Source organism: Aquimarina rubra, assembly GCF_042684305.1.
GTDB classification, from domain to species: domain Bacteria; phylum Bacteroidota; class Bacteroidia; order Flavobacteriales; family Flavobacteriaceae; genus Aquimarina; species Aquimarina rubra.
On the sequence record NZ_JBHULE010000019.1, the window covers coordinates 1,261,554 to 1,281,767 of the forward strand.

Annotated in this window: 20 protein-coding genes; 7 read left to right on the forward strand and 13 right to left on the reverse strand. The window is 33.1% G+C overall.

Annotation, left to right across the window (positions count from 1 at the left end):
- Positions 1-64: 64 nt before the first annotated feature.
- The 3 genes from ACFSR1_RS14195 to ACFSR1_RS14205 all read right to left on the reverse strand — a co-directional run bounded on the left by ACFSR1_RS14195 (position 65) and on the right by ACFSR1_RS14205 (position 2,119).
- Complete coding sequence (locus ACFSR1_RS14195) at positions 65-763, reverse strand: hypothetical protein (RefSeq protein ID WP_378293578.1); 699 nt, start codon at positions 761-763, stop codon at positions 65-67.
- Between the two features lie 107 nt (positions 764-870).
- Complete coding sequence (locus ACFSR1_RS14200; protein WP_378293579.1) at positions 871-1,539, reverse strand: nucleoside-diphosphate sugar epimerase; 669 nt, start codon at positions 1,537-1,539, stop codon at positions 871-873.
- A 67-nt stretch (positions 1,540-1,606) separates the two neighbouring features.
- Positions 1,607-2,119: a hypothetical protein gene (locus ACFSR1_RS14205; RefSeq protein ID WP_378293581.1), complete on the reverse strand. Its 513-nt coding sequence runs from the start codon at positions 2,117-2,119 to the stop codon at positions 1,607-1,609.
- 199 nt (positions 2,120-2,318) lie between these two features.
- On the opposite strand from ACFSR1_RS14205, the gene dinB reads away from it, so the two are divergent.
- Positions 2,319-3,416, forward strand: coding sequence for a DNA polymerase IV (dinB, locus tag ACFSR1_RS14210; protein WP_378293583.1), 1,098 nt, complete (start codon positions 2,319-2,321; stop codon positions 3,414-3,416).
- 18 nt (positions 3,417-3,434) lie between these two features.
- On the opposite strand, the gene ACFSR1_RS14215 is transcribed toward dinB, so the two are convergent.
- The 4 genes from ACFSR1_RS14215 to ACFSR1_RS14230 all read right to left on the reverse strand — a co-directional run bounded on the left by ACFSR1_RS14215 (position 3,435) and on the right by ACFSR1_RS14230 (position 7,091).
- A complete protein-coding gene (locus ACFSR1_RS14215) occupies positions 3,435-4,580 on the reverse strand; it encodes a methionine aminotransferase (protein WP_378293585.1) in 1,146 nt (381 codons plus the stop codon).
- 69 nt (positions 4,581-4,649) lie between these two features.
- Entirely contained in the window at positions 4,650-4,847 is a 198-nt protein-coding gene (locus ACFSR1_RS14220; protein ID WP_378293587.1) for a hypothetical protein, read from the reverse strand.
- A 209-nt stretch (positions 4,848-5,056) separates the two neighbouring features.
- On the reverse strand, positions 5,057-5,215 hold the full coding sequence (locus ACFSR1_RS14225) for a TIGR04149 family rSAM-modified RiPP (protein ID WP_378293589.1): 159 nt from the start codon (positions 5,213-5,215) through the stop codon (positions 5,057-5,059).
- A gap of 184 nt (positions 5,216-5,399) precedes the next feature.
- Positions 5,400-7,091 carry a helix-turn-helix domain-containing protein gene (locus ACFSR1_RS14230; protein WP_378293591.1) on the reverse strand — a complete coding sequence of 564 codons (1,692 nt, stop codon included), beginning with the start codon at positions 7,089-7,091 and terminating at the stop codon, positions 5,400-5,402.
- A 401-nt stretch (positions 7,092-7,492) separates the two neighbouring features.
- Between ACFSR1_RS14230 and ACFSR1_RS14235 the strand changes: the two genes are divergently transcribed.
- The 5 genes from ACFSR1_RS14235 to ACFSR1_RS14255 all read left to right on the forward strand — a co-directional run bounded on the left by ACFSR1_RS14235 (position 7,493) and on the right by ACFSR1_RS14255 (position 12,583).
- The gene (locus ACFSR1_RS14235; RefSeq protein WP_378293593.1) at positions 7,493-8,152 is read left to right on the forward strand and encodes a succinate dehydrogenase cytochrome b subunit; all 660 of its coding nucleotides are present in this window, start codon (positions 7,493-7,495) and stop codon (positions 8,150-8,152) included.
- Positions 8,153-8,165: 13 nt separating this feature from the next.
- Complete coding sequence (locus ACFSR1_RS14240; protein ID WP_378293595.1) at positions 8,166-10,169, forward strand: fumarate reductase/succinate dehydrogenase flavoprotein subunit; 2,004 nt, start codon at positions 8,166-8,168, stop codon at positions 10,167-10,169.
- Between the two features lie 84 nt (positions 10,170-10,253).
- Positions 10,254-11,000 carry a succinate dehydrogenase/fumarate reductase iron-sulfur subunit gene (locus ACFSR1_RS14245; RefSeq protein WP_378293597.1) on the forward strand — a complete coding sequence of 249 codons (747 nt, stop codon included), beginning with the start codon at positions 10,254-10,256 and terminating at the stop codon, positions 10,998-11,000.
- 233 nt (positions 11,001-11,233) lie between these two features.
- The gene (locus ACFSR1_RS14250; protein ID WP_378293599.1) at positions 11,234-11,944 is read left to right on the forward strand and encodes a hypothetical protein; all 711 of its coding nucleotides are present in this window, start codon (positions 11,234-11,236) and stop codon (positions 11,942-11,944) included.
- Positions 11,945-12,013: 69 nt separating this feature from the next.
- Entirely contained in the window at positions 12,014-12,583 is a 570-nt protein-coding gene (locus ACFSR1_RS14255) for a hypothetical protein (RefSeq protein WP_378293601.1), read from the forward strand.
- Here the strand turns inward: ACFSR1_RS14255 and ACFSR1_RS14260 are convergent.
- Together ACFSR1_RS14260 and ACFSR1_RS14265 are read right to left on the reverse strand one after the other, a co-directional pair.
- Positions 12,569-13,393 (reverse strand): NAD(P)H-binding protein, encoded by an 825-nt coding sequence (locus ACFSR1_RS14260; protein ID WP_378293603.1) that lies wholly within the window; start codon positions 13,391-13,393, stop codon positions 12,569-12,571. The two genes, ACFSR1_RS14255 and ACFSR1_RS14260, sit on opposite strands and share 15 nt — an antisense overlap.
- Positions 13,377-15,779, reverse strand: coding sequence for a M28 family peptidase (locus ACFSR1_RS14265; protein WP_378293605.1), 2,403 nt, complete (start codon positions 15,777-15,779; stop codon positions 13,377-13,379). The genes ACFSR1_RS14260 and ACFSR1_RS14265 overlap by 17 nt, the downstream gene beginning before the upstream one ends.
- A 313-nt stretch (positions 15,780-16,092) precedes the next feature.
- Between ACFSR1_RS14265 and ACFSR1_RS14270 the strand changes: the two genes are divergently transcribed.
- Entirely contained in the window at positions 16,093-16,563 is a 471-nt protein-coding gene (locus ACFSR1_RS14270) for a CBS domain-containing protein (protein WP_378293607.1), read from the forward strand.
- A 2-nt stretch (positions 16,564-16,565) separates the two neighbouring features.
- On the opposite strand, the gene ACFSR1_RS14275 is transcribed toward ACFSR1_RS14270, so the two are convergent.
- Genes ACFSR1_RS14275 through ACFSR1_RS14290 form a run of 4 tightly spaced genes read right to left on the reverse strand, consistent with a single transcriptional unit; the run spans position 16,566 to position 20,094 of the window.
- Entirely contained in the window at positions 16,566-17,279 is a 714-nt protein-coding gene (locus ACFSR1_RS14275; RefSeq protein ID WP_378293609.1) for a hypothetical protein, read from the reverse strand.
- A 1-nt stretch (position 17,280) separates the two neighbouring features.
- A complete protein-coding gene (locus ACFSR1_RS14280; RefSeq protein ID WP_378293611.1) occupies positions 17,281-17,631 on the reverse strand; it encodes a hypothetical protein in 351 nt (116 codons plus the stop codon).
- A gap of 57 nt (positions 17,632-17,688) precedes the next feature.
- Positions 17,689-18,591: a histone deacetylase family protein gene (locus ACFSR1_RS14285; RefSeq protein ID WP_378293613.1), complete on the reverse strand. Its 903-nt coding sequence runs from the start codon at positions 18,589-18,591 to the stop codon at positions 17,689-17,691.
- A gap of 6 nt (positions 18,592-18,597) precedes the next feature.
- A complete protein-coding gene (locus ACFSR1_RS14290) occupies positions 18,598-20,094 on the reverse strand; it encodes a hypothetical protein (protein WP_378293615.1) in 1,497 nt (498 codons plus the stop codon).
- Between the last annotated feature and the right edge of the window lie 120 nt (positions 20,095-20,214).

Here is a 20,214-nt window from a genome sequence, read left to right on the forward strand (position 1 = left end):
TCTGGTTTTTTTGTTTATCCCGTTTATGTTTAAAAAATTCTAAAACATAACTGGCTTTAATGTACTAGTTTAATACAAATTGATTAACGTGTAACACACCTTTGTGATCCATTTTAAGGTTTTCTTCGTAAAAAGTATCAAATTCTTGTTTGTTTTTCCATTGAGTGATAACTAACAAATCAGGATTGTGATAATATCCTATGGGTGATTTTCCATTGGTTAATTGAAGAATTTTTTTTCCTCCTTTTGCTTTTGATTTTTGGGACCAAAGTTCTATGAATTTTTTGAAAGATTCGGTATCTTCTTTCCAGTAAGATGTGGCTACAATATATTTACTCTTGTCTATTTTGAAAGAAATGTCTCTTGGCATTTCATAGTAGGTTAAATTAAATATAGACCACATATTTCTGCGCTGTACATGAAAATCCGGAACTATATCTCCAATTTCTGAAATAAATTGTTCGCGATTTTTTAAGTCATTCCATTTACCAAAAATGAAAGTAGTAGGTTGAATGTTTCCCTGAGTTGTTTCTTTGATCCTAAATGAAGGTTGTGGTTGATAGGTTCTTTTAAAAGCTATGGGGAAGGCAGTCTTTTTATATTTTTCAAAGTCTTTTTCGATATCTGGTTTATTGGTTAGTAAAAGAATATCTAGAATTTCCCCTTTTTTAAAGTTAAAGGATTTTACATCAGATTGAGCAACGAGATTTGTTGTCAATAGACAAGTCAAAAAGGCTAAAGTGAGAATTTTTAATAACTTCATTATTTGTTTTTTTAATAATTTATAATTTTCAAACAAATGTAGAAGCTGTTCTTGATATTCAGTAATAATAGAGGTTCAGAAAGATACGGATACGGTATATGAACCAATTAAGTCATTTTTTTAGCATGTATTGCCTCTATTTCATCAGAAACGATTCTCTTCTGGTTAAATTGATTATTTGCTAGCCATATCATAGCGGTAACAATAGTTTCAGGATTAATAGATCGGTATTTTTTTAAAGAACCAATTAACAAGGGATCTATGACCCTCATTAATTGCTTAAAGAAATATTCTCCTGCTCTTTTTTCATTTCTTTTACCTCCAATTAATGAAGGCTGTAATATATGCGTTTTGGTAATTTGCAATTCTAAAACTGCTTCTTCCATTTCACCTTTGGTACGATTGTAAAAAACACGGCTTTTTGGATTTGCACCTAATGCAGAGATGACGATAAACGTTTTAATACCATTTTGTTGACAAAGTTGGGCTGCTGTAACCGGAATTCCATAATCAATGGTGCGGTATAATCCTTTATCCGGAGTTTTGGCATTTGTTGTTCCAATGCAACAGTAGACATCATCGGCGATAAAATCAGTAGCCACAGTTTTTAATTGTAGCATATTGATCAAATGTTCTTCGATTTTTGGATGCGATATTCCTACAGTTTTTCTGGAAAATAATTTGATGGTAGCGTATCTATCGTCATCAAGTAATGTTTTCAAAAGAATGCCTCCGGTTAATCCTGTTGCTCCTAATATGATTGCTGTTTTAGCCATATTACAAAGGTAACAAGAAGAATCGTAGTTTATTTTCTTTTATTGAAGAATAGAAACGGTTTTAGTACTATTTCTGCTCAACCATCACAACAATACTTGGTTTGCAGTTTTCATTTTCACCATCTTCAGTAAACGAGAAATCAACAACAGCCTTATCTTTATTTGTAGAATCTATGTGTAATAGAATTTTATAACCTTGTTTGCTTTCCTGGTATCTCTTAACTTCAAAAGAAGTTCCATTATAGCTATTCATAAAAGGTTCTTTACCAGGTTTTAACGCTGTAGCTTTTCCACCGATAGCACTTTTTTTACAGGACTGATTCTCAAATACAAGCGTATATTGTATAGTATCCTCTGATAACCAAGAAACAGATAATGTCTGGCTAAAAGTACCATTCGCATCTTTTTGAGAAGCCGTGTATGTTTTTTGAATAGCAACTATAGCACCATTGTCTTCATTTGTGTTGTCAACAGTTTCTATAGAGTTGGTTTCGCTTATTTTATTAGGGTCATTAGAAGGTTTGCTTTCTGATTTACAACAAATCAAAGCAAAGACTAAAAGTAGGGCGTAATTTTTCATTTTTTAATATAATTTAGTTCAAATTGATTGGGATCAACAAAGCAAGATATTATTTTTATCTGATAAATACTATACAAATATAATAATATCATTTTTTAGAGGAGATTAGCATTGACATATTTACTTCTTAAATTGAAATGTAAAGAAATATGAATCAGTTTGGATACGTAATATCTCTTATTTTTGTTGGATAGATCACATGGAGAGCAACAGAAAAATCATACACGTAGATATGGATGCATTTTATGCTTCTGTAGAGCAAATGGATAACCCTGAACTTAGAGGGAAACCATTGGCTGTGGGTGGTGGTGGAAAGCGCGGAGTGGTAAGTGCTGCAAGTTACGAAGCCAGAAAATTTGGGGTTCGTTCTGCCATGCCGGGATTTACGGCAAGAAAACTATGTCCCGATTTACTATTTGTCAGACCACGATTTGATCGTTATCAGGAGATTTCAAAACAAATTCGAAAAATATTCTTTGAATATACCGATCTGGTAGAGCCTCTATCACTCGATGAAGCATATCTGGATGTTACCAAAAACAAAAAAGGAAATCCGAGTGCTTCATTGATTGCTCAGGAAATTAGACAGCAAATTTTTGAGGAGGTAGGACTTACTGCTTCCGCAGGTATATCTATCAATAAGTTTGTGGCCAAAGTCGCTAGTGATTATAACAAGCCAAATGGACAAAAAACTGTAAATCCTGAAGAAGTAATAGAATTCTTGGAAGATTTGGATGTTAAAAAATTCTACGGAGTAGGAAAGGTGACACAAGCTAAAATGTATCAGATGGGTATTTATACAGGAAAGGATTTAAAATCGAAATCCGAAGCGTTTTTAACTGAGCATTTTGGTAAATCAGGAGGACATTATTATCGAATAGTAAGAGGAATTCATTTAAGTGAGGTAAAACCTAATCGAGAACGAAAATCACTGGCTGCAGAAAGAACGTTTAGTGAAAATATCTCATCAGAGATTTATATGTTAGAACGTTTGGAAAGTATTGCTGAAGAATTACAAAAACGTTTAAAGAGAAGCAAAGTTGCTGGAAGAACAGTAACACTAAAGATCAAATACAGTGATTTTACCCTTCAGACTCGAAGTAAAACGCTACCTTATTATGTAAGTGATTCAGCAATATTGCTGGAAACTGCAAGGGAGTTGTTATACCAATCCGAAATGAAAAACTCAGTTCGATTATTGGGGATTTCACTTTCTAATTTAAATACAGCGAAAAAAGATTCAAAGAAGAAAGAAAAGGAAGAAGTGGAGATTATTCAGTTGAGGTTTGATTTTTAGTGGAAATCAAAACGATTCTTATATCCCACATAAAACTTCGGCTGCCCTTTTTAAAGTATCTTCTGTTTTGGCAAAACAAAATCGTAATACTTTATCATCCTGTTGATTAAGGTTGAAGACAGAAACAGGTATAGACGCAATTTTGTGTTCTTTTGTTAACCTTTCGGCGAAAGCCACATCACCGTCATCAGTAATAGTGGAATAATCCAATAATTGAAAATAAGTTCCAGCAGCAGGAGTGCATGAAAATCTGGAATCTTTGATTAACGATAAGAATACATCTCTTTTTTCTTGATAAAAAGCAGACAAAGATATATAGTGATCACGAGTCTTTAGATACTCAGCCAACGCATATTGCATAGGGTGATTGCTGCAGAACACATTAAACTGATGCACTTTTCTGAATTCTGTCATCAGATCTTTTGGAGCGATACAGTATCCCATTTTCCAGCCTGTTGTATGAAACGTTTTTCCAAAAGAAGCAGTAATAAAAGCTCTTTCTGCTAATCCGGGATATTTGGCGATGCTTTGATGTTCACGACCATCAAAAATAATATGTTCATAGACTTCATCGCTTAACAAAATAATATTGGTGCTTTTTAATAAAGCTTCTAACTGAAGCATATCGTTTTTTGATAAAACAGTTCCTGTTGGGTTATGAGGAGTATTGATAATCATCATTTTGGTTTTGGAAGTAATTTTATTCGCTACTTCCTTCCAATCTACCGTAAAACTGGGTGCTGACAGCTGTATTGGAACGATTGTTCCATTAAAGAGCTCTATGGATGGCTCATATGAATCATAAGCAGGCTTAAAAATAATCACTTCATCTCCTGGTTGAATAAATGCCGAAATAATTGTAAAAATAGCTTGGGTCGCTCCAGAAGTTACAGTAACATCAGTTTCAGGATGATAATTGCTTCCGTATAAATTATTCGTTTTTTCGGCAATTGTTTCTCTCAGCGATAGTAAACCAGGCATAGGAGCATATTGGTTATATCCTTTTTGCATAGCTATAGTAACCAAATCAATTAATTTTTTATCGGTTTCAAAATTTGGAAAACCTTGAGACAGATTGATGGCTTTGTGCTCTGTAGCCAGTTTACTCATAACGCTAAAAATGGTGGTGGAGACGTTTGGCAATTTTGTGTGGATGTTCTTCATAATTCTAATCAAAAAAAGAAGGTATAAAAAAACCCTGAAAATATCAGGGTTTATTTAATAAATACTATTTTAAACGGGTTTGCATATCTTATGTGTTGCATAGGGATATGCAATGGCACATATCCAATCCCTTTCACCGGTAGCTATAAAACAATCTCTTCTTGTTTGACATCCAATAGGAAATTGTAAACCACCTCCATTAATACCTTGTTGTTGTTTTTTGTTTAACTGCTCAACATCTTTTAACTTTAGAATTTTAGATAACATAATTTTGTGTTTTAAATTATTGATATTGTATACCTACTCTATTGAAAGGTTTTCGGTTTACCCTTGTTAAAATCAAGTGCGTATCATACACCGATTTTCTACTCAAGGTATATCGAAATGAATGCTCAAAAAAACGAAACATCCGTATTTTTCAAAAAATACGGATGCAAAAACACCTATAAACTGTAGTAGTTTATTTTGTGTTGTATCTAAAACATATTTGGACAATCACAATGACTCCAGTGTGTTCCTGTATCAGGTTCTGTAACATCACAATCTCCACCTTTTATTTTTGTCATTGTATTTTGATTAATCTTTGCTATAGTAAGTTTTTTTAGGGTGATCGTGTTTTTTTGCTTTGTTTTCATGATTGTTGTATTTAAATTGAATTTTTGTTTTTTTATGATCTGGATGAAGATGCAATCAAGGTACTTTTAATACCTGTCAAATCATAAATATGCAACCGTATTTTAAAGAAATTAAGGTAAGGTTTATACCAATAAATTATGTACTGGGTTTTTTACCGTAATTCTACTTAACTTTAAGAATATTTTACGAATCATTATCCTGACTATTTATTTTTCTAATATAATACGAAGGATTCAACCCGGTCTTTGATTTAAAATGTTTTGTAAAAGAGTTGTCAGTTTTATATCCAATTTCCAAGGCAATCGATTTAACAGAAAATGACCTAAATTTTTTGTCATTTTTTAATCTTTTTAAGGCATATTCAATTCTTAAATCATTGATATAGTCATTAAAACTATTGGCTTTATGTGTTTTAATAATTTTAGATAAATATGTAGTGTTCGTTTTCACCTTTTTGGACATAGATCTAAGATCGCAGTCAGTATGTAAGAAATATTCTTGATTTTCGAGTTTGTCTAAACCATCCAGGACAGCTTTAACTTTTTCATCATTAATTACAACAGGCTGTAAGATGTTTTTTTCTTTTGACTGTAAAGAGTTTATTTTTTCTATTAATTGATCAAAACGAGCAGTATTGTTTTTTTGCTTTTGATAGTATTTAAAAATAAAGAAAACTAGCACAAAACAGACGGATAATAAAATAACGAAGATGTATTCCTTATACCGCTCTTCTTTCATTTCTTCATTTTTAAGCGCTTCTATTTGGTTTTCTAGTTTATTAATATCTTGATTATACAGTTTAGTTATAGTTTTATTTTTAGCATCCTGAAATTCATCTTGTAAAGTAATGAGTTTTTGGAACCAAAACATGGACTCTTTGGTTTGGCCAATTTCAGTATAACAATTGGCTAGGAGTAAATATGTCTCCAAAACCCTAATGTTTCTAGCATCTTTTTCTTCTAGTATGGATACACTGTTGTTTAAATAGGAAATTGCTTTGTTGTATTGTTTTTCCTGATAAAAGTAATTAGCAAGAAAGTAATTGAGGTTTAATATAGATTTCTTTTGTTTTATCCCTTTTTGATCAATGATTTCTTTGGCTTCATAAAAATATTGCAGAGCTTTAGTTTGTTCCTTATTGTTTAAAGCAACGATCCCTTTTTTGGTAAGTAAATCAATAGATCCAATAGAATAATCGAGTGGTTTAGAGATTGCTAAACCTATATCAGCATAATGTAAAACCGAATCGTATTTTGTTTGGTCCAGATAAATTTCACTAATGATCGTGAGAAGTCTCACATGGTTTGCTGTATTGTTATCGCTCGATTTTTCCGTAAGCACTAATGAGTTTTTGCAAACCTTTAAGGCCTTATCAAGCTGTCCCATTCTTCTGAGAATGATGGCTAGTCCTGAATTGGCAATGAGTTCATGTTTAATGCTTCCTTTTTTTTGAGCAATAAAAAGTGCTTTATTGTAATAGTCAAGAGATTTTTGATTCTGCCAATCTTTTAAATAAGCATTCGCTGATTTTAAATAAAGAGTGCATAAAAATTTGGAGTCGTTTAGTTCTTTTACAAGGGTAATGGATTTGTTCAAATAATAAAGAGCACGTTCGTATTGTTCGGTTTCATAGAAGAATAAGGCCACAGTGTAATATTGCTGAGCAAGAATTAAGTCATCCTTAGAAAGGGCTGATAGAGCAATTTCGTAGACATCACTATCCTTTTGTTTAGAATACTTTAGATATGATATTATTTCTTGGGGTGATTTCGTTGTTAGGCTATCAGGAATAATTGATTGAATTTCACTAGCCAATACGCTTTTGTTTAAGAAAATGGCTATCATCAAGAAGCCAATTGATAGAAATTGTTTCACAAAAAAAGTCATTTTCTTAAAAAATCTAGATTGATCAAAAGTAATGTTTTTACTTCTTTAAACTTTTTTGAATATAACAGCTTTTATAAAATCTTACTAAAAGAATAATTTCTGTGAAGCGCAGGTAATAGAATTATTTAATAGAAAGCTATTTTCGAAAAGTTTGTTGTACACATGAATTACGCTTTTTTACGAAGCAAAAGTAAGATATTTACAAAAAAACGAATGTTTTTTTTGTTGAATCTTGAAAAGGGTTACTCAAACGATTTCGAAGTAAAGCTTAAACAAAAGGAATGTTATATTTTAAATTCATTATAAATACGATATAAAGCTACTATAAATGTTGTTAAAAAGACCTATGAGCCTTACTTTTGCTATCGAAATTTTAAACATTTTAAAAAATGGGTGGATTGATAAAATCTTCAATAGCTAGAAAAGTAGCGATGGCACTTTCGGGACTTTTCTTAGTATTCTTCTTACTTCAGCATTTCAGTATCAATTTTACATCGGTTTTTAGTCCGGATACATTTAATGAGATTTCTCATTTTATGGGAACGAATCCGGTAGTTCAGTTTGCGCTACAGCCGGTACTGATTTTTGCGGTGATTTTTCACTTTGTAATGGGATTTGTATTAGAAATACAAAACAATAAGGCACGTGCTGTAAAATATGCTAAGTATAATGGAGGCGCGAATGCGTCTTGGGTATCTCGAAACATGATTTATTCAGGATTAGTAGTATTAGCTTTTTTGGGATTACATTTCTATGATTTCTGGGTTCCTGAAATCGTTTACAAGTATGTAGAAGTAAACCCAGAGGTTCCTACGAGATATTATGAAGAACTGGTGCACAAGTTCGAAAGTCCAATCCGTACAGGATTGTATGTGCTTTCCTTTGTGTTTTTAGCATTGCACTTGTGGCATGGTTTTGCATCGTCATTTCAATCAGTAGGTTTTAATAATAAATATGCTGTAGGTGCTACTAAGTTTGCAAAAGCTTTTGCAATAGTTATTCCGCTAGGTTTCGTAGTAATAGCAATCGTTCATCATTTTAATCATTAAAAACACCACTATTATGTCAATTTTAGATTCTAAAATACCTGAAGGTCCACTGGCAGATAAGTGGACAAAACATAAAAATACTATTGATCTGGTAAATCCTGCCAACAAGCGTAACATTGATGTGATCGTTGTTGGTACAGGATTAGCAGGAGGAAGTGCAGCTGCTACTTTAGCTGAGTTGGGATATAATGTAAAAACATTCTGTTATCAGGATTCTCCGCGTCGTGCACACTCTATTGCAGCACAAGGAGGGATCAATGCTTCTAAAAATTATCAAGGAGATGGGGATTCTGATTATCGTCTTTTCTATGATACAGTAAAAGGAGGTGATTATAGATCACGTGAAGCAAATGTATACCGGTTAGCTGAGGTTTCTGGTAATATTATTGACCAATGTGTAGCACAAGGAGTTCCATTTGCTCGTGAGTACGGTGGACTACTAGACAATCGTTCTTTTGGAGGAGTTTTGGTATCCAGAACTTTTTATGCAAAAGGACAAACAGGTCAGCAGTTATTGTTAGGAGCGTATTCTGCGATGAACCGTCAGATCAATCGTGGAAAAATCGAGGCTTTTAACCGTCACGAAATGTTAGATTTAGTGAAGATCGAGGGAAAAGCTAGAGGAATCATAGCTCGTAATCTTGTAACAGGAGAAATAGAAAGACATTCAGCACATGCGGTGGTATTGGCAACGGGAGGATATGGAAACGTATTTTTCTTAAGCACCAATGCAATGGGAAGTAATGTAATGGCAGCCTGGAGAGCTCACAGAAGAGGAGCTTTCTTTGCAAATCCTTGCTTTACTCAAATTCACCCAACTTGTATTCCTGTTTCTGGAGAAAATCAGTCAAAATTAACATTAATGTCTGAATCTTTAAGAAATGATGGTCGTATTTGGGTGCCTAAGAAAAAGGAAGATGCTGAAGCGATTCGCACCGGTAAACTGAAGCCAACACAATTAGCAGAAGAAGATAGAGATTATTATCTGGAACGCAGATATCCAGCATTTGGAAACCTTGTACCACGTGATGTGGCATCCAGAGCTGCGAAAGAACGTTGTGATGCTGGATTTGGGGTAAATAAAACCGGAGAGGCTGTTTATCTTGATTTTGCTGCGGCGATCGAGCGTTATGGAAAAGAAAAAGCACTAACAACAGGAATTCATAACCCTTCAAAAGAGCAAATCACCAAATTGGGAGAGGAAGTCATTGAAGCCAAGTATGGTAACTTGTTCCAGATGTATGAGAAAATCGTTGATGAGAATCCATACAAAACTCCAATGATGATTTACCCAGCAGTGCATTACACCATGGGTGGTCTTTGGGTAGATTATAACCTACAAACTACTGTTCCCGGATGTTACGCCGCTGGAGAAGCTAATTTCTCTGATCACGGTGCTAACAGATTAGGAGCATCAGCATTAATGCAAGGTTTGGCTGATGGATATTTCGTTTTACCATATACCATCGGAGATTATTTGTCGAAAGATATTCGTACGGGAGAAATTCCAACAGACACACCAGAGTTCGATCAGGCAGAAAAAGATGTAAAGGATCGTATTGAAAAGTTAATGAACACTTCTGGAACGAATTCTGTTGATTATTACCATAAGAAATTAGGTAAGATCATGTGGAATAAGTGTGGAATGTCTCGTAATGAGAAAGAATTAAAAGAAGCAATTGAAGAAATTGCAGCTTTGAGAGAAGATTTCTGGAAGAATGTAAAAGTTCTTGGTACAGCAGACAGTATGAATCCTGAATTGGAAAAAGCAGGCAGAGTTGCTGATTTCTTAGAATTAGGAGAGCTTTTTGCTAAAGATGCTTTAACGAGAAATGAATCTTGTGGAGGACACTTTAGAGAAGAATATCAGACTGAAGAAGGAGAAGCATTGAGAGATGATAAAAACTTCAAGTTTGTGTCTGCCTGGGAATATAAAGGCGAACCTAAAGATGCCGTTCTTCATAAAGAAGAATTGGTATATGAAAATATTGAATTAAAAACACGTAGTTATAAATAGTTGATGGTTGCTAGTTGTTAGTTTATAGATAATATATGTTTTGAAACTAACAGCAAACAACTGACAACCAAAAGCTAAAATAATATGAATCTTACATTAAAAATATGGCGTCAAAAAGACGCTCAATCCAAAGGAAAGATAGTAGATTATCCAATATCCGGAGTTGAGGGAGATATGTCTTTTTTAGAAATGTTAGACGTGTTAAACGAAGGTTTAATTGAAAAGGGCGAAGAACCGGTTGTATTTGATCACGACTGTAGAGAAGGAATATGTGGATCTTGTTCTTTGCAGATCAATGGGGAACCACACGGTCCAGACCGTTTGGTGACTACTTGTCAATTACACATGCGAAAGTTTAATGATGGTGATACAATTTATATTGAGCCGTTTAGAGCAAAAGCATTTCCGGTAATAAAGGATTTGATGATCGATCGTAGTTCTTTTGATCGCATCCAGCAGGCAGGAGGATTTATTTCTGTAAATACTTCGGGTAATACGATTGATGCTAATGCAATCCCTATTCGTAAAGAGGATGCAGATGAGGCAATGGATGCCGCTACCTGTATTGGTTGTGGAGCTTGTGTAGCAGCTTGTAAAAATGCATCAGCAATGTTATTTACTTCGGCAAAAGTTTCACAGTTTTCATTGCTTCCACAAGGACAAGTAGAAGCTACAGAGCGTGTTATGGCAATGGTAAATCAAATGGACGCAGAAGGCTTTGGTAATTGTACGAATACCGGAGCTTGCGAAATTGAATGTCCTAAAGGGATTTCTTTAGAGAATATTGCGCGCTTGAATCGTGAATATCTTAAAGCAAGTCTTAAGGGATAAAATGATTCTATGATGCTCATTTAGAAGCATACTATAAACTTATTTAAAAACTCCAAATCACAAGATTTGGAGTTTTTTTGTAAAAAAGGAATACTTTTTGGTAACATTTTGTACAAGAATGACATTAATATATAGAGAAAGGAAAGTTTGTGTTTTAATCGAACTAAGTTAAAAGGTTATTAAAAGAGCTTTTTATTATCTATTTTTATTTATAAATATCAAAACCGTGTAAAATGAGAGGTACTATTTTATTTATTGTTGTCGTATTATTAAACTGTAATGTTGAGGCACAAAGTCGTATAAACAGAAGTATATTAACACCAATTGAAGAGTTGTTTAAACCAGATTACACTCGTTCATCAGAACTTGAAGGAGTAGATCTTTCTGGAGCAATAGGGTCTCCATATGAGCAAAAAGAATTTAAAAAAGGAGAATTGATAGATTTAAGTTTTGATAAAAAAATCGTGGGAATGTCCTTTAGATATAATGTATACAATAACCAAATAGAAATTAGAGAACATCCAGAGAGTGAAAACATCAGTGCTGTAGTAAAATCAGATCAGGTTTTTGTTCGTATTGGTAATAAAGAGTATCATTATAAAGAATACACTGATGCTTATGGGGAACCTAAGAAGGGGTATTTAATAAAACTAAGATGTAATGCTGATATTAATGTATACAAAGAGCTTACAAAGACATTTAAACTTCCAAAAGTGGCAAAGACATCATATCATAAAAATGAACCGGCAAAATTTATGGATACGGAAAAGTACTATATCGAAATTGACGGAAAGCTGGCACCTCTTAAAATGAATAAAAGAAAGATTGTAAAATCCTTTCCTGATAAGCAAGCAGAGTTAAAAAGCTATATAAACGACAAAGGGCTAGACTTTAAAAAGGAAGTGGATTTGGTAAGATTAGTGGCGTATTACGATACGCTATAGAAACTACTTTTTTGTTAAACAGAAAAACTTCAAATTACTCTTGGTTTGAAGTTTTTTATTTTAGAAAATATGAATAAAATTTTATTGGGCTTGATTATTATATTAATGATAACAAGCTGTAATCAGAAATACGAAATAAAGGAAGAAGTTATTCAAGAAATAGCCTCATTAAAAACGGATGAGCAAAAAAGATTTTTTCTGGAAGAGATTTATAAAAAAGATCAACAGACTCGTAAAGATGTTACGGCAATAGAAGTAAAATATGGATATGATAGTAAAGAAGGAAAAGAGGCCATGCTTAAGGCAATGAAAGACGACGCAAGCAATCTTAAAAAAATCGAATTATATCTGGAAAAATACGGTTATCCTTCTATCGCTAAACACGGGGAACGTGCAACTAGAGCTCCTTATATTGTAATCCATCATTCTGGTACTATAGAAACAAAGAATAAATATTTTGATTATTTATACAAAGCGTATAAAAGTGGTGATCTGAATCCTGGTAGTTTTTCTTTTTATCTGGAAAGATTACATCGAATGAAATTTGGTAAACGATTTACACTTCCTAATCCGTATCGAGAAGAACAATTGATTGATTCCTTGATTAAACGACTGAATTTAGGATTACCTTCCGAATAAATACAGATTTCTGTGAAACGTATAGTTTAATGCCCCTGAAATCTTATCCGAACTAATAATTTTTCCTTTAGAAGTAGTTTCAAAATCATAATCTGGAATAGGTAAATCCATTTGTCTACAAATAGAAGAGTAATATTCAGCTTTCTCAGGATGATGAGGATAGGATGCGTTAAAAGTTATGTTCCAACTATCAGTTTCTATTACTTTTTCAATAATACCAATACAATCCTCTCTATGAATCAGATTTACAGGAGCTAGTGGATTTTTAATATTCTTTCTTTTGGAAAGCATGGTCGCGGGATGTCTTCTTTCATCAAATAAACCTGCAAAACGAAGAATGGTAGTTCTAAATCTTTGATTATTTAGTAAAAGTTGTTCTGTTTCTATTAATTGTTTTCCAGCATTTGAAGAAGCGTTAGGAGCGTTTTCTGAAGTAATCAAAGGAAACTCTTCAAGATCGTCAAAAACCGAAGTAGAACTAATAAAAAGTACTTTCTGGACAGAAGATTGCTCGATTGACGGAATAAGACTCTTGATTTTGCTCACAAAGTTACTTTCTGGATTTCTTCTTAACCCAGGAGGGATATTGATAATTAGAATTTCGCTTCCGTCTAAAAAAGAATCTACAGGGCCTTTAGGACCCGCTTCAGTGATTTCTATTAGGTAAGGGTCAATACCTTCGTTTTTTAGAGTATCTAATTTACTTTCTGAAGTTGTGGAACCTTTAACAACGTATTTTTTCGTAAGTAGAGTTGTGGACAATGGTAGTCCTAACCATCCCGTACCCAGGATACTAATCTGTTTGCTCATTACCTTCTGATAAATTTTGAGATTGATCTGTTTGCAAAGATGTGGAATCTTTAGGTCTTTCTATATACTCGAATCTCAAAGTTTTCTTAATGGTAATCGCATCATTAAGTACAAATGGTTTTGGAATCATCGTTTCAGATCTTTTTGGTACAGAAAACAGTTCATTTTCTAATAAATCATAGGAGGATTCATACAAAACAATTTCTGGAACAGAATCTTTATGAAATTGCATTCTTAATTCTAAAGGTTCATTATCCCTTAAATGATATGTTAATAACCGATTACTGCTACGTTCCGTAAATGAACCTCGTACAAAACGATCTTTTCCGGTAATGCCTTTTGCAGTGGCTCCATTAGCAAATAGACTTTCAAACTTGAAGGATTTGCGAACAAATAAATCCATTCTGTTGATATTTCGTTGTGGACTAATGCATATATCCAACATTCGTTTATCTCCATTAATACTGTCGAAAGATACTTCTATTTTTGAAGATTTAATTTTCTTTAAAGGAGCATTATTTACATAATTAAAAGAATTACTGTACTTACTTTCAATAGTATTTTGATTCCAATTTTCTGCAATATTCTTAAGTCGATCAATATATTTTTTGGTCCAAGAATCTAGTGTATGATCATAGGATGTCCAGTATGCTTTATTTTCATCCTCGTGTAAAATGTATACCAGACTATTGGGTTTTTGTCTTTCTTCAGTAAAATCAGACTTAAAATGAGATAATCCTAAGCATACCAAAGCTAGTATAAAAGTAATAGTTCCTAACATGCTTTTTTTAGTATAAAAACCAATGACAGGTAACAATAATGTGCAAAGCAAAACCGTAAGTACAGAGGATGCAAAGGCTATTTTTAGCCCCAAAGCAACTGGAAAGCTTGCAATAAACGGCGCGATCATAAAAATCGAGGGTAAACATAAAATGAGCATTAACAGCGGAAAAGGTCTTTTTTGATTGATCAAAACAAATTGACATAAAAGACATAGGAGTACTGGTATGATAAAATAGCTAGCGCCTTCTAAATAAACTGCAGCTGCTCCGCAAATTACAATCCAGAAAAATAAAGGTGCTACCAAAATGCTCGGTAATTGCTCGGTATTATCAAAAATACTGTATACTTTAAAGAAAGCGGCAATGGCTAGTAATACGGCGGCTGCGATGTAATAATAGCCATTATACGGGAAACCGTGCAATATGTCATTGTATTGAGGATATATGATCAAAACCAACTTCCATAGTCCAAAGCCAAGAACTCCGGCTAGACCTACAGAAATAATAAATGCCAAAAAACCACTCCCTACTTCACCTGCATTAATACGAGATTTGGATTTTCCGATGACTAACAATGTGATAAAAAGAAAAATGGCCAATCCCAATAAAGGATAAATCCAGCTAAAAGGATATTTGATTACTTTAAATACTGGAGTATTAAAATATAAGAAGTCTTCTTCTGATTTTAAATTGGTAATATCAGAATTAGAAAAGTAGCTAAGCAGAGGCATTAAATAACTTCCCTGATGTTGCAAGGTATTTAAATCTAGGTTTTGCCAGGTATCGTTAGCTGTATGATAATCAAAATGGTCATCAATAAAAGCGAAGTTATATCCTTGCATATCACCGTGTTTTCTAAAAACAGTTAAATCAGTATCATTGGGTAACAATTTATAAATACTATACGCTAAAGAATTAGTAACCGGAAATTGTGGGTCGGCTTTTATGAATTCTTCAATCATTTTTCCATTCTTACTATTGGTTTCCATCAACATATAGGAGTTCCCACCGCTTCCTCTAGCTTCAAAATTTAATACTAGTCCAATATCCTTAGCTCTTGGGTGTTCTGACACGAATAAATCAGCTCCATTTAAACCCAGTTCTTCTCCATCTGTAATACACATGATAATATCATTTTTAGGAGTTTTATTTTGAGCTAAAAACGCTCTAATACCTTCTAAAATAGTTGCAACTCCACTTCCTGCATCACTTGCTCCGTAAGAGGAGTGTTGACTACTATCATAATGTGAGAGAAGGAGTAATGCTTTACTTTCTTCTGATGTACCTTTAATTTGTGCGATAATATTTTGAGGTTTGCTCATACTACCTTTATCACCGAGAGAAAAACCTTCCTGAATTTCTGGCGATAATCCTAGTTTTTTGAGCTCTTCTATGATGTAGTTTTTGGCTTCATCGTGTGCTGGACTACCAATATAATGCGGTTTCTCAGAGATTTTCTTAACATGTTCTAATGCTCTCAAAGTAGAAAATTCTTGCTTTGGAGTATCTAAACCAGAAATTTGTTGAGGCATACTACTATAAAAAGTATACCAAACAGATAAAATAATAAATACAAGTGTAAGTACTGAAAGAACTTTTTTCATCAGTTATTGATTGTTTGTGTTAGTTTTCGCGAAGAGATGTATGGTAAGATTTTAGGATAGAACTGGAAATATGAAAAAAGAAATGGTAGTAAACTCACTTTTATCAATTTGATTCTTATTTGCCTCATTTATTTAATATCTACTAAGATAAGTGTTGTGAGTATTAGTTTTTTTTAACAATAACTAATATTTATCTATTTTATTGGTTGCGATAAAGGTAATAAAATAAGATTTTATCATTATAAATGTTAAAAAGTCGTTGAATAAGTAACGCAAAATGACTATATTTAAGATTCACTAAATCACTATTATTATGGGAATTATAAGTTTTCAGGGCGCTAGAACCAAGGTAAAAAAGCAGGATAATACACCGATTAAAGTTTCGGATTATATGACCAGAAATTTGATCACTTTTTCTCCAAAACAGTCTGTTATGGAAGTTATGGAGAGTTTAATAAAACATAAAATTTCTGGTGGTCCAGTTGTCAACGAGCAAAATGAATTATTAGGAATTATTTCTGAAGGAGATTGCATTAAACAATTAAATGAAAGTCGTTACTATAACATGCCTATTGACGATGCCAATGTAGAAAGGTTTATGGTTAAAAATGTGGAAACCATAGATGGTAACATTAGTATTTTTGATGCTGCAAATAAGTTTTTAGAAACAAAAAGAAGACGTTTTCCAATTCTTGAGGATGGTAAATTAGTTGGGCAAATTAGCCAGAAAGATGTTATGAAAGCAGCACTAAAAATGAATAGCCAAAATTGGAGAGATAAGTAGATCTATTTCTTCTTTGATTCTTGTGCTTTAGGATCATCTGTAATGATTAGTTTGTTTTCACTATCACCTGATATGTATAAACTTTTAGAAGAGTATCGATCGAGATTATGATCAGACTCTTTCCAGCTCCCTGTGCCCAATAGTGTGATTTTTTCTCCTATTTCGATCACCCCTTCTCGATAGCGTATGCTTTTGTTGAAACCAAATAATCCGGTGCTATCTTTACCATGGGATTGAAGATATGTTTCTAAGTGTTTGGAAGGATCGTTCCAAGTTCCTGATGAGTGTTTTATATCCTTAACTAAATACACCATTTTAGTCTTAGCAGATGTGCTGGCTTGCACTATAGTTTTTTCTCCAGAGGATTCTACTATAAAATCAATTCCTTTATCTTCTTTTATAATAGTATGCCAGGATTTGTTTTTGCCACCGCGTTTTTCTTGAACACGAACCTGATAATAAACACATTTTCTTTTTCCTATAGGCGATACGAGTGGATTGTCTATAGTACTTACTTTTCCAATAATTTTAATGTATTCCTGATCTTTGACGAGTTGAATTCTTTTTGATCCTATTTGGCTTATTTTTCTAAGTATTCTGTTTTTATGGCTAAAATAATATCCAATAAAAGCAAATAGGGCGATGATTAGAATAAAGACGATGATCACTAAATACCCGTTCGAAGTTATTTGAAAAGGGATTATAAAATCAGACATATTAACTGTTTCTTTTTACCAACGCATAGTATTCATTCTCTAAAGGAAGATATCCTTGATCATACACAAAATAATAGACCGTACCGACTTTTGTTGTATAAATACTGGTGAAATGTTGAAAATCAAATCCTTTAGCGATTAGTTTTGATTTGGTAGTCTTTGTTTTTTCATTTGGATTAAGTTCTTCTAGTATCCTGTAGTTTTTTCTGAGACGATTATTGATATTTCTTACCAGGTTTTTACTATCCTTATTGATTTTATTGTTAAAAGAATTTCTGCAGTAATCACTGCAGAACTTTTTATCGGCTCTTCCGATAATTTTTTCACCACATTCCGGACAGTCTTTTTGCATAGAGAGCTAATTTTATCTCTAAGATACATTATTTATCCATTTACAAACGATTACATGTCAAAAGAAAATGTCTTGTGCCAGTCTAAAAGTATTAGCATGTGCATCAATAATAATTTTTATATCTGGGGAATATCCACCACCCATAGAACACATTACCGGGATCGAGAGATCCTTGCAGGTTTGTAATACGAATCGATCTCTTTCTTTGCAGCCATTAATAGAACAACTCAGCTTACCAAGTTTGTCTGAAGCCAAAATATCTACACCGCAGAGATAATAGATAAAATCCGGTTTTTGGTTTTCAATAAGCGGAGGAAGGGTTTCTTTTAAGATTTTTAAGTAATCTTCATCCCTTATTCCATTATCAAGAGGGATATCTAAGTCAGATTGTTCCTTTTTAAAAGGATAATTACTAGCTCCGTGCATTGAGAATGTATAAACATCAGTGTCATTCTCAAATATCTCTGCAGTTCCGTTGCCTTGATGTACATCCAGATCAACGATTAATATTTTTTTAGTCAAGCCTTTGTGCTGTAAATACCTGGCTCCAATGGCTTGGTCATTTAATAAGCAAAAAGCCTCACCACGATCAGTATAGGCGTGATGTGTTCCGCCTGCGATATTCATAGAGACTCCATATTTCAGCGCATATTCTGAAGCCTTCATAGTGCCATCCGCAATTATGACTTCTCGATCTACCAATTCTTGTGATAATGGAAAACCAATTTTACGAACCGCTTTTCGATCTAATGTAAGTTTTGTAAGCTCTTCATAGTATTCTTGCGTATGGACAGCCAAAATAGGCTTAGAATCGGGTATTTGAGGTTTAAAAAAGTTCTCTTCTGTACAAGTACCTTCATGAAGCAGTTGTTTAGGTAACAACTCATATTTGATCATCGGAAAACGATGCCCTTCTGGCAATGGATGTTTGTATATAGGATGGTGTGCTATCTTAAGCATAGAGAACTATTCTTTGAAGCTATATAATTCATAGGTTCTTTTTTTGGGATCAAAGAAACCGTAATGTAATCTGTCCTTATGTAAAAAGATATTAACCGCTTTCGTTTTGATATCTAAATTGTCTTCAAATTCAAATAATCGATCATAACCATTCTTTTGAATATCGCCTTGTATATGATTAAAGTTGTTGTCAAACAGACAGTTGATATATGTAGACTTTGTAGTCGTATAACTACCATAGTTATAGAACGTCGGATTAAAACCTATCCATACACCAGTAGAACCGCCAACAGTCCCTCCCATACCAAATCCACCACTAAAACCATTCATTCCGGCATACCCATTGCTGGTAGTAATTTCTTTTGTGCCTCCAAGCACGATATTATATTCATTATCTACTTTATATACTGATATTCCTAAATCAGAGGAAGAGATTTTTCTAAGATATTTGGATGTTTTTTCCATTTCTCTAACTCGATTTTCAGAAAAACCAGGAAGTATGCCTCCACCTTCCTGAATGATAGGTGAGTTTTTAAATCGAATGGTATCTTCTTTCGTTACTTTATATTCTTTAATGATTTTTTCAGTCTCCAAATCTAGAACAGTAAATTTCATTTTTTGGTTAGAACTTGCGATCTGAAAAAGCTTATTATCGAATATATACGAATTACTTTTACGATATCCTTCTTCGGTTTTAGATGGCTTATCATAGGATTTTACTACAGCTTCAAATGTTTCTAAATCTATAAAACACAGTTGAGTTTTTTTGTGATTATAATCAAAACTGAAGACCAATTGATTACTAAACTGATATAGTTTGTTTTCTTTTGAAGTAGTTTCAATAACATTAGGATTACTTCCTTCTATTTTTTCAATATCTATCACCGAGCGTGACATTCCACCAGCATCAGAAAGCATTAAATAATAGGCTGTTATAGTATGATTTCTGCTTCCAGGATTTGGATATTCTAATTCTTTTAAAGAAACCGTGTTTTTGGTAGGTGTAAATTGTTTGTCAAAGGTATAGATATTTAGGTCTGATGACCTTTTTGTAATAGTGATTAAATAAATTTTATTATTGTAAACGACGCTTTCTACATATTTTTCGCCTTTAATCTTAAAGTCTAAAAACGTGTTTTTAGCGGTTTTTGTGTCAAAATCAAAAGTTTGAACTCCAAATTTAGTACTCCAACTATCACTAAAGAAAATGGAATATGTATTACCTACCACATTATATCCTAAGATATATTTGTATTTAGAAGGAATCGTTTTGGTAGAAATTTTAGATGTTGTATTATAATTACTATCTAGTAAATGCGCGTGGAATTGCCTACCCTCTTCTAGTAAAAGCATAAGATCACCGGTAAGCTGATTTGGTAATGCATAAGACTCTTTTTTAGATTGGAATTTTACAAAACCATCTTCTAGCTCTAATACTTTCTCTTGAGCACTGGTGAAAAAGCATATAGATAGTAAGCTAAAAAGTATTAAATATCGTTTCATTTTTTTATAAATAAGTTCCTTTTACATGTAAATGGTTTAGGCAATATTCCATTAATCATCGAAGATCATACTATTAACTAATGTTTTTATAAAGGATAATATACTGTTTTGGGTATTATT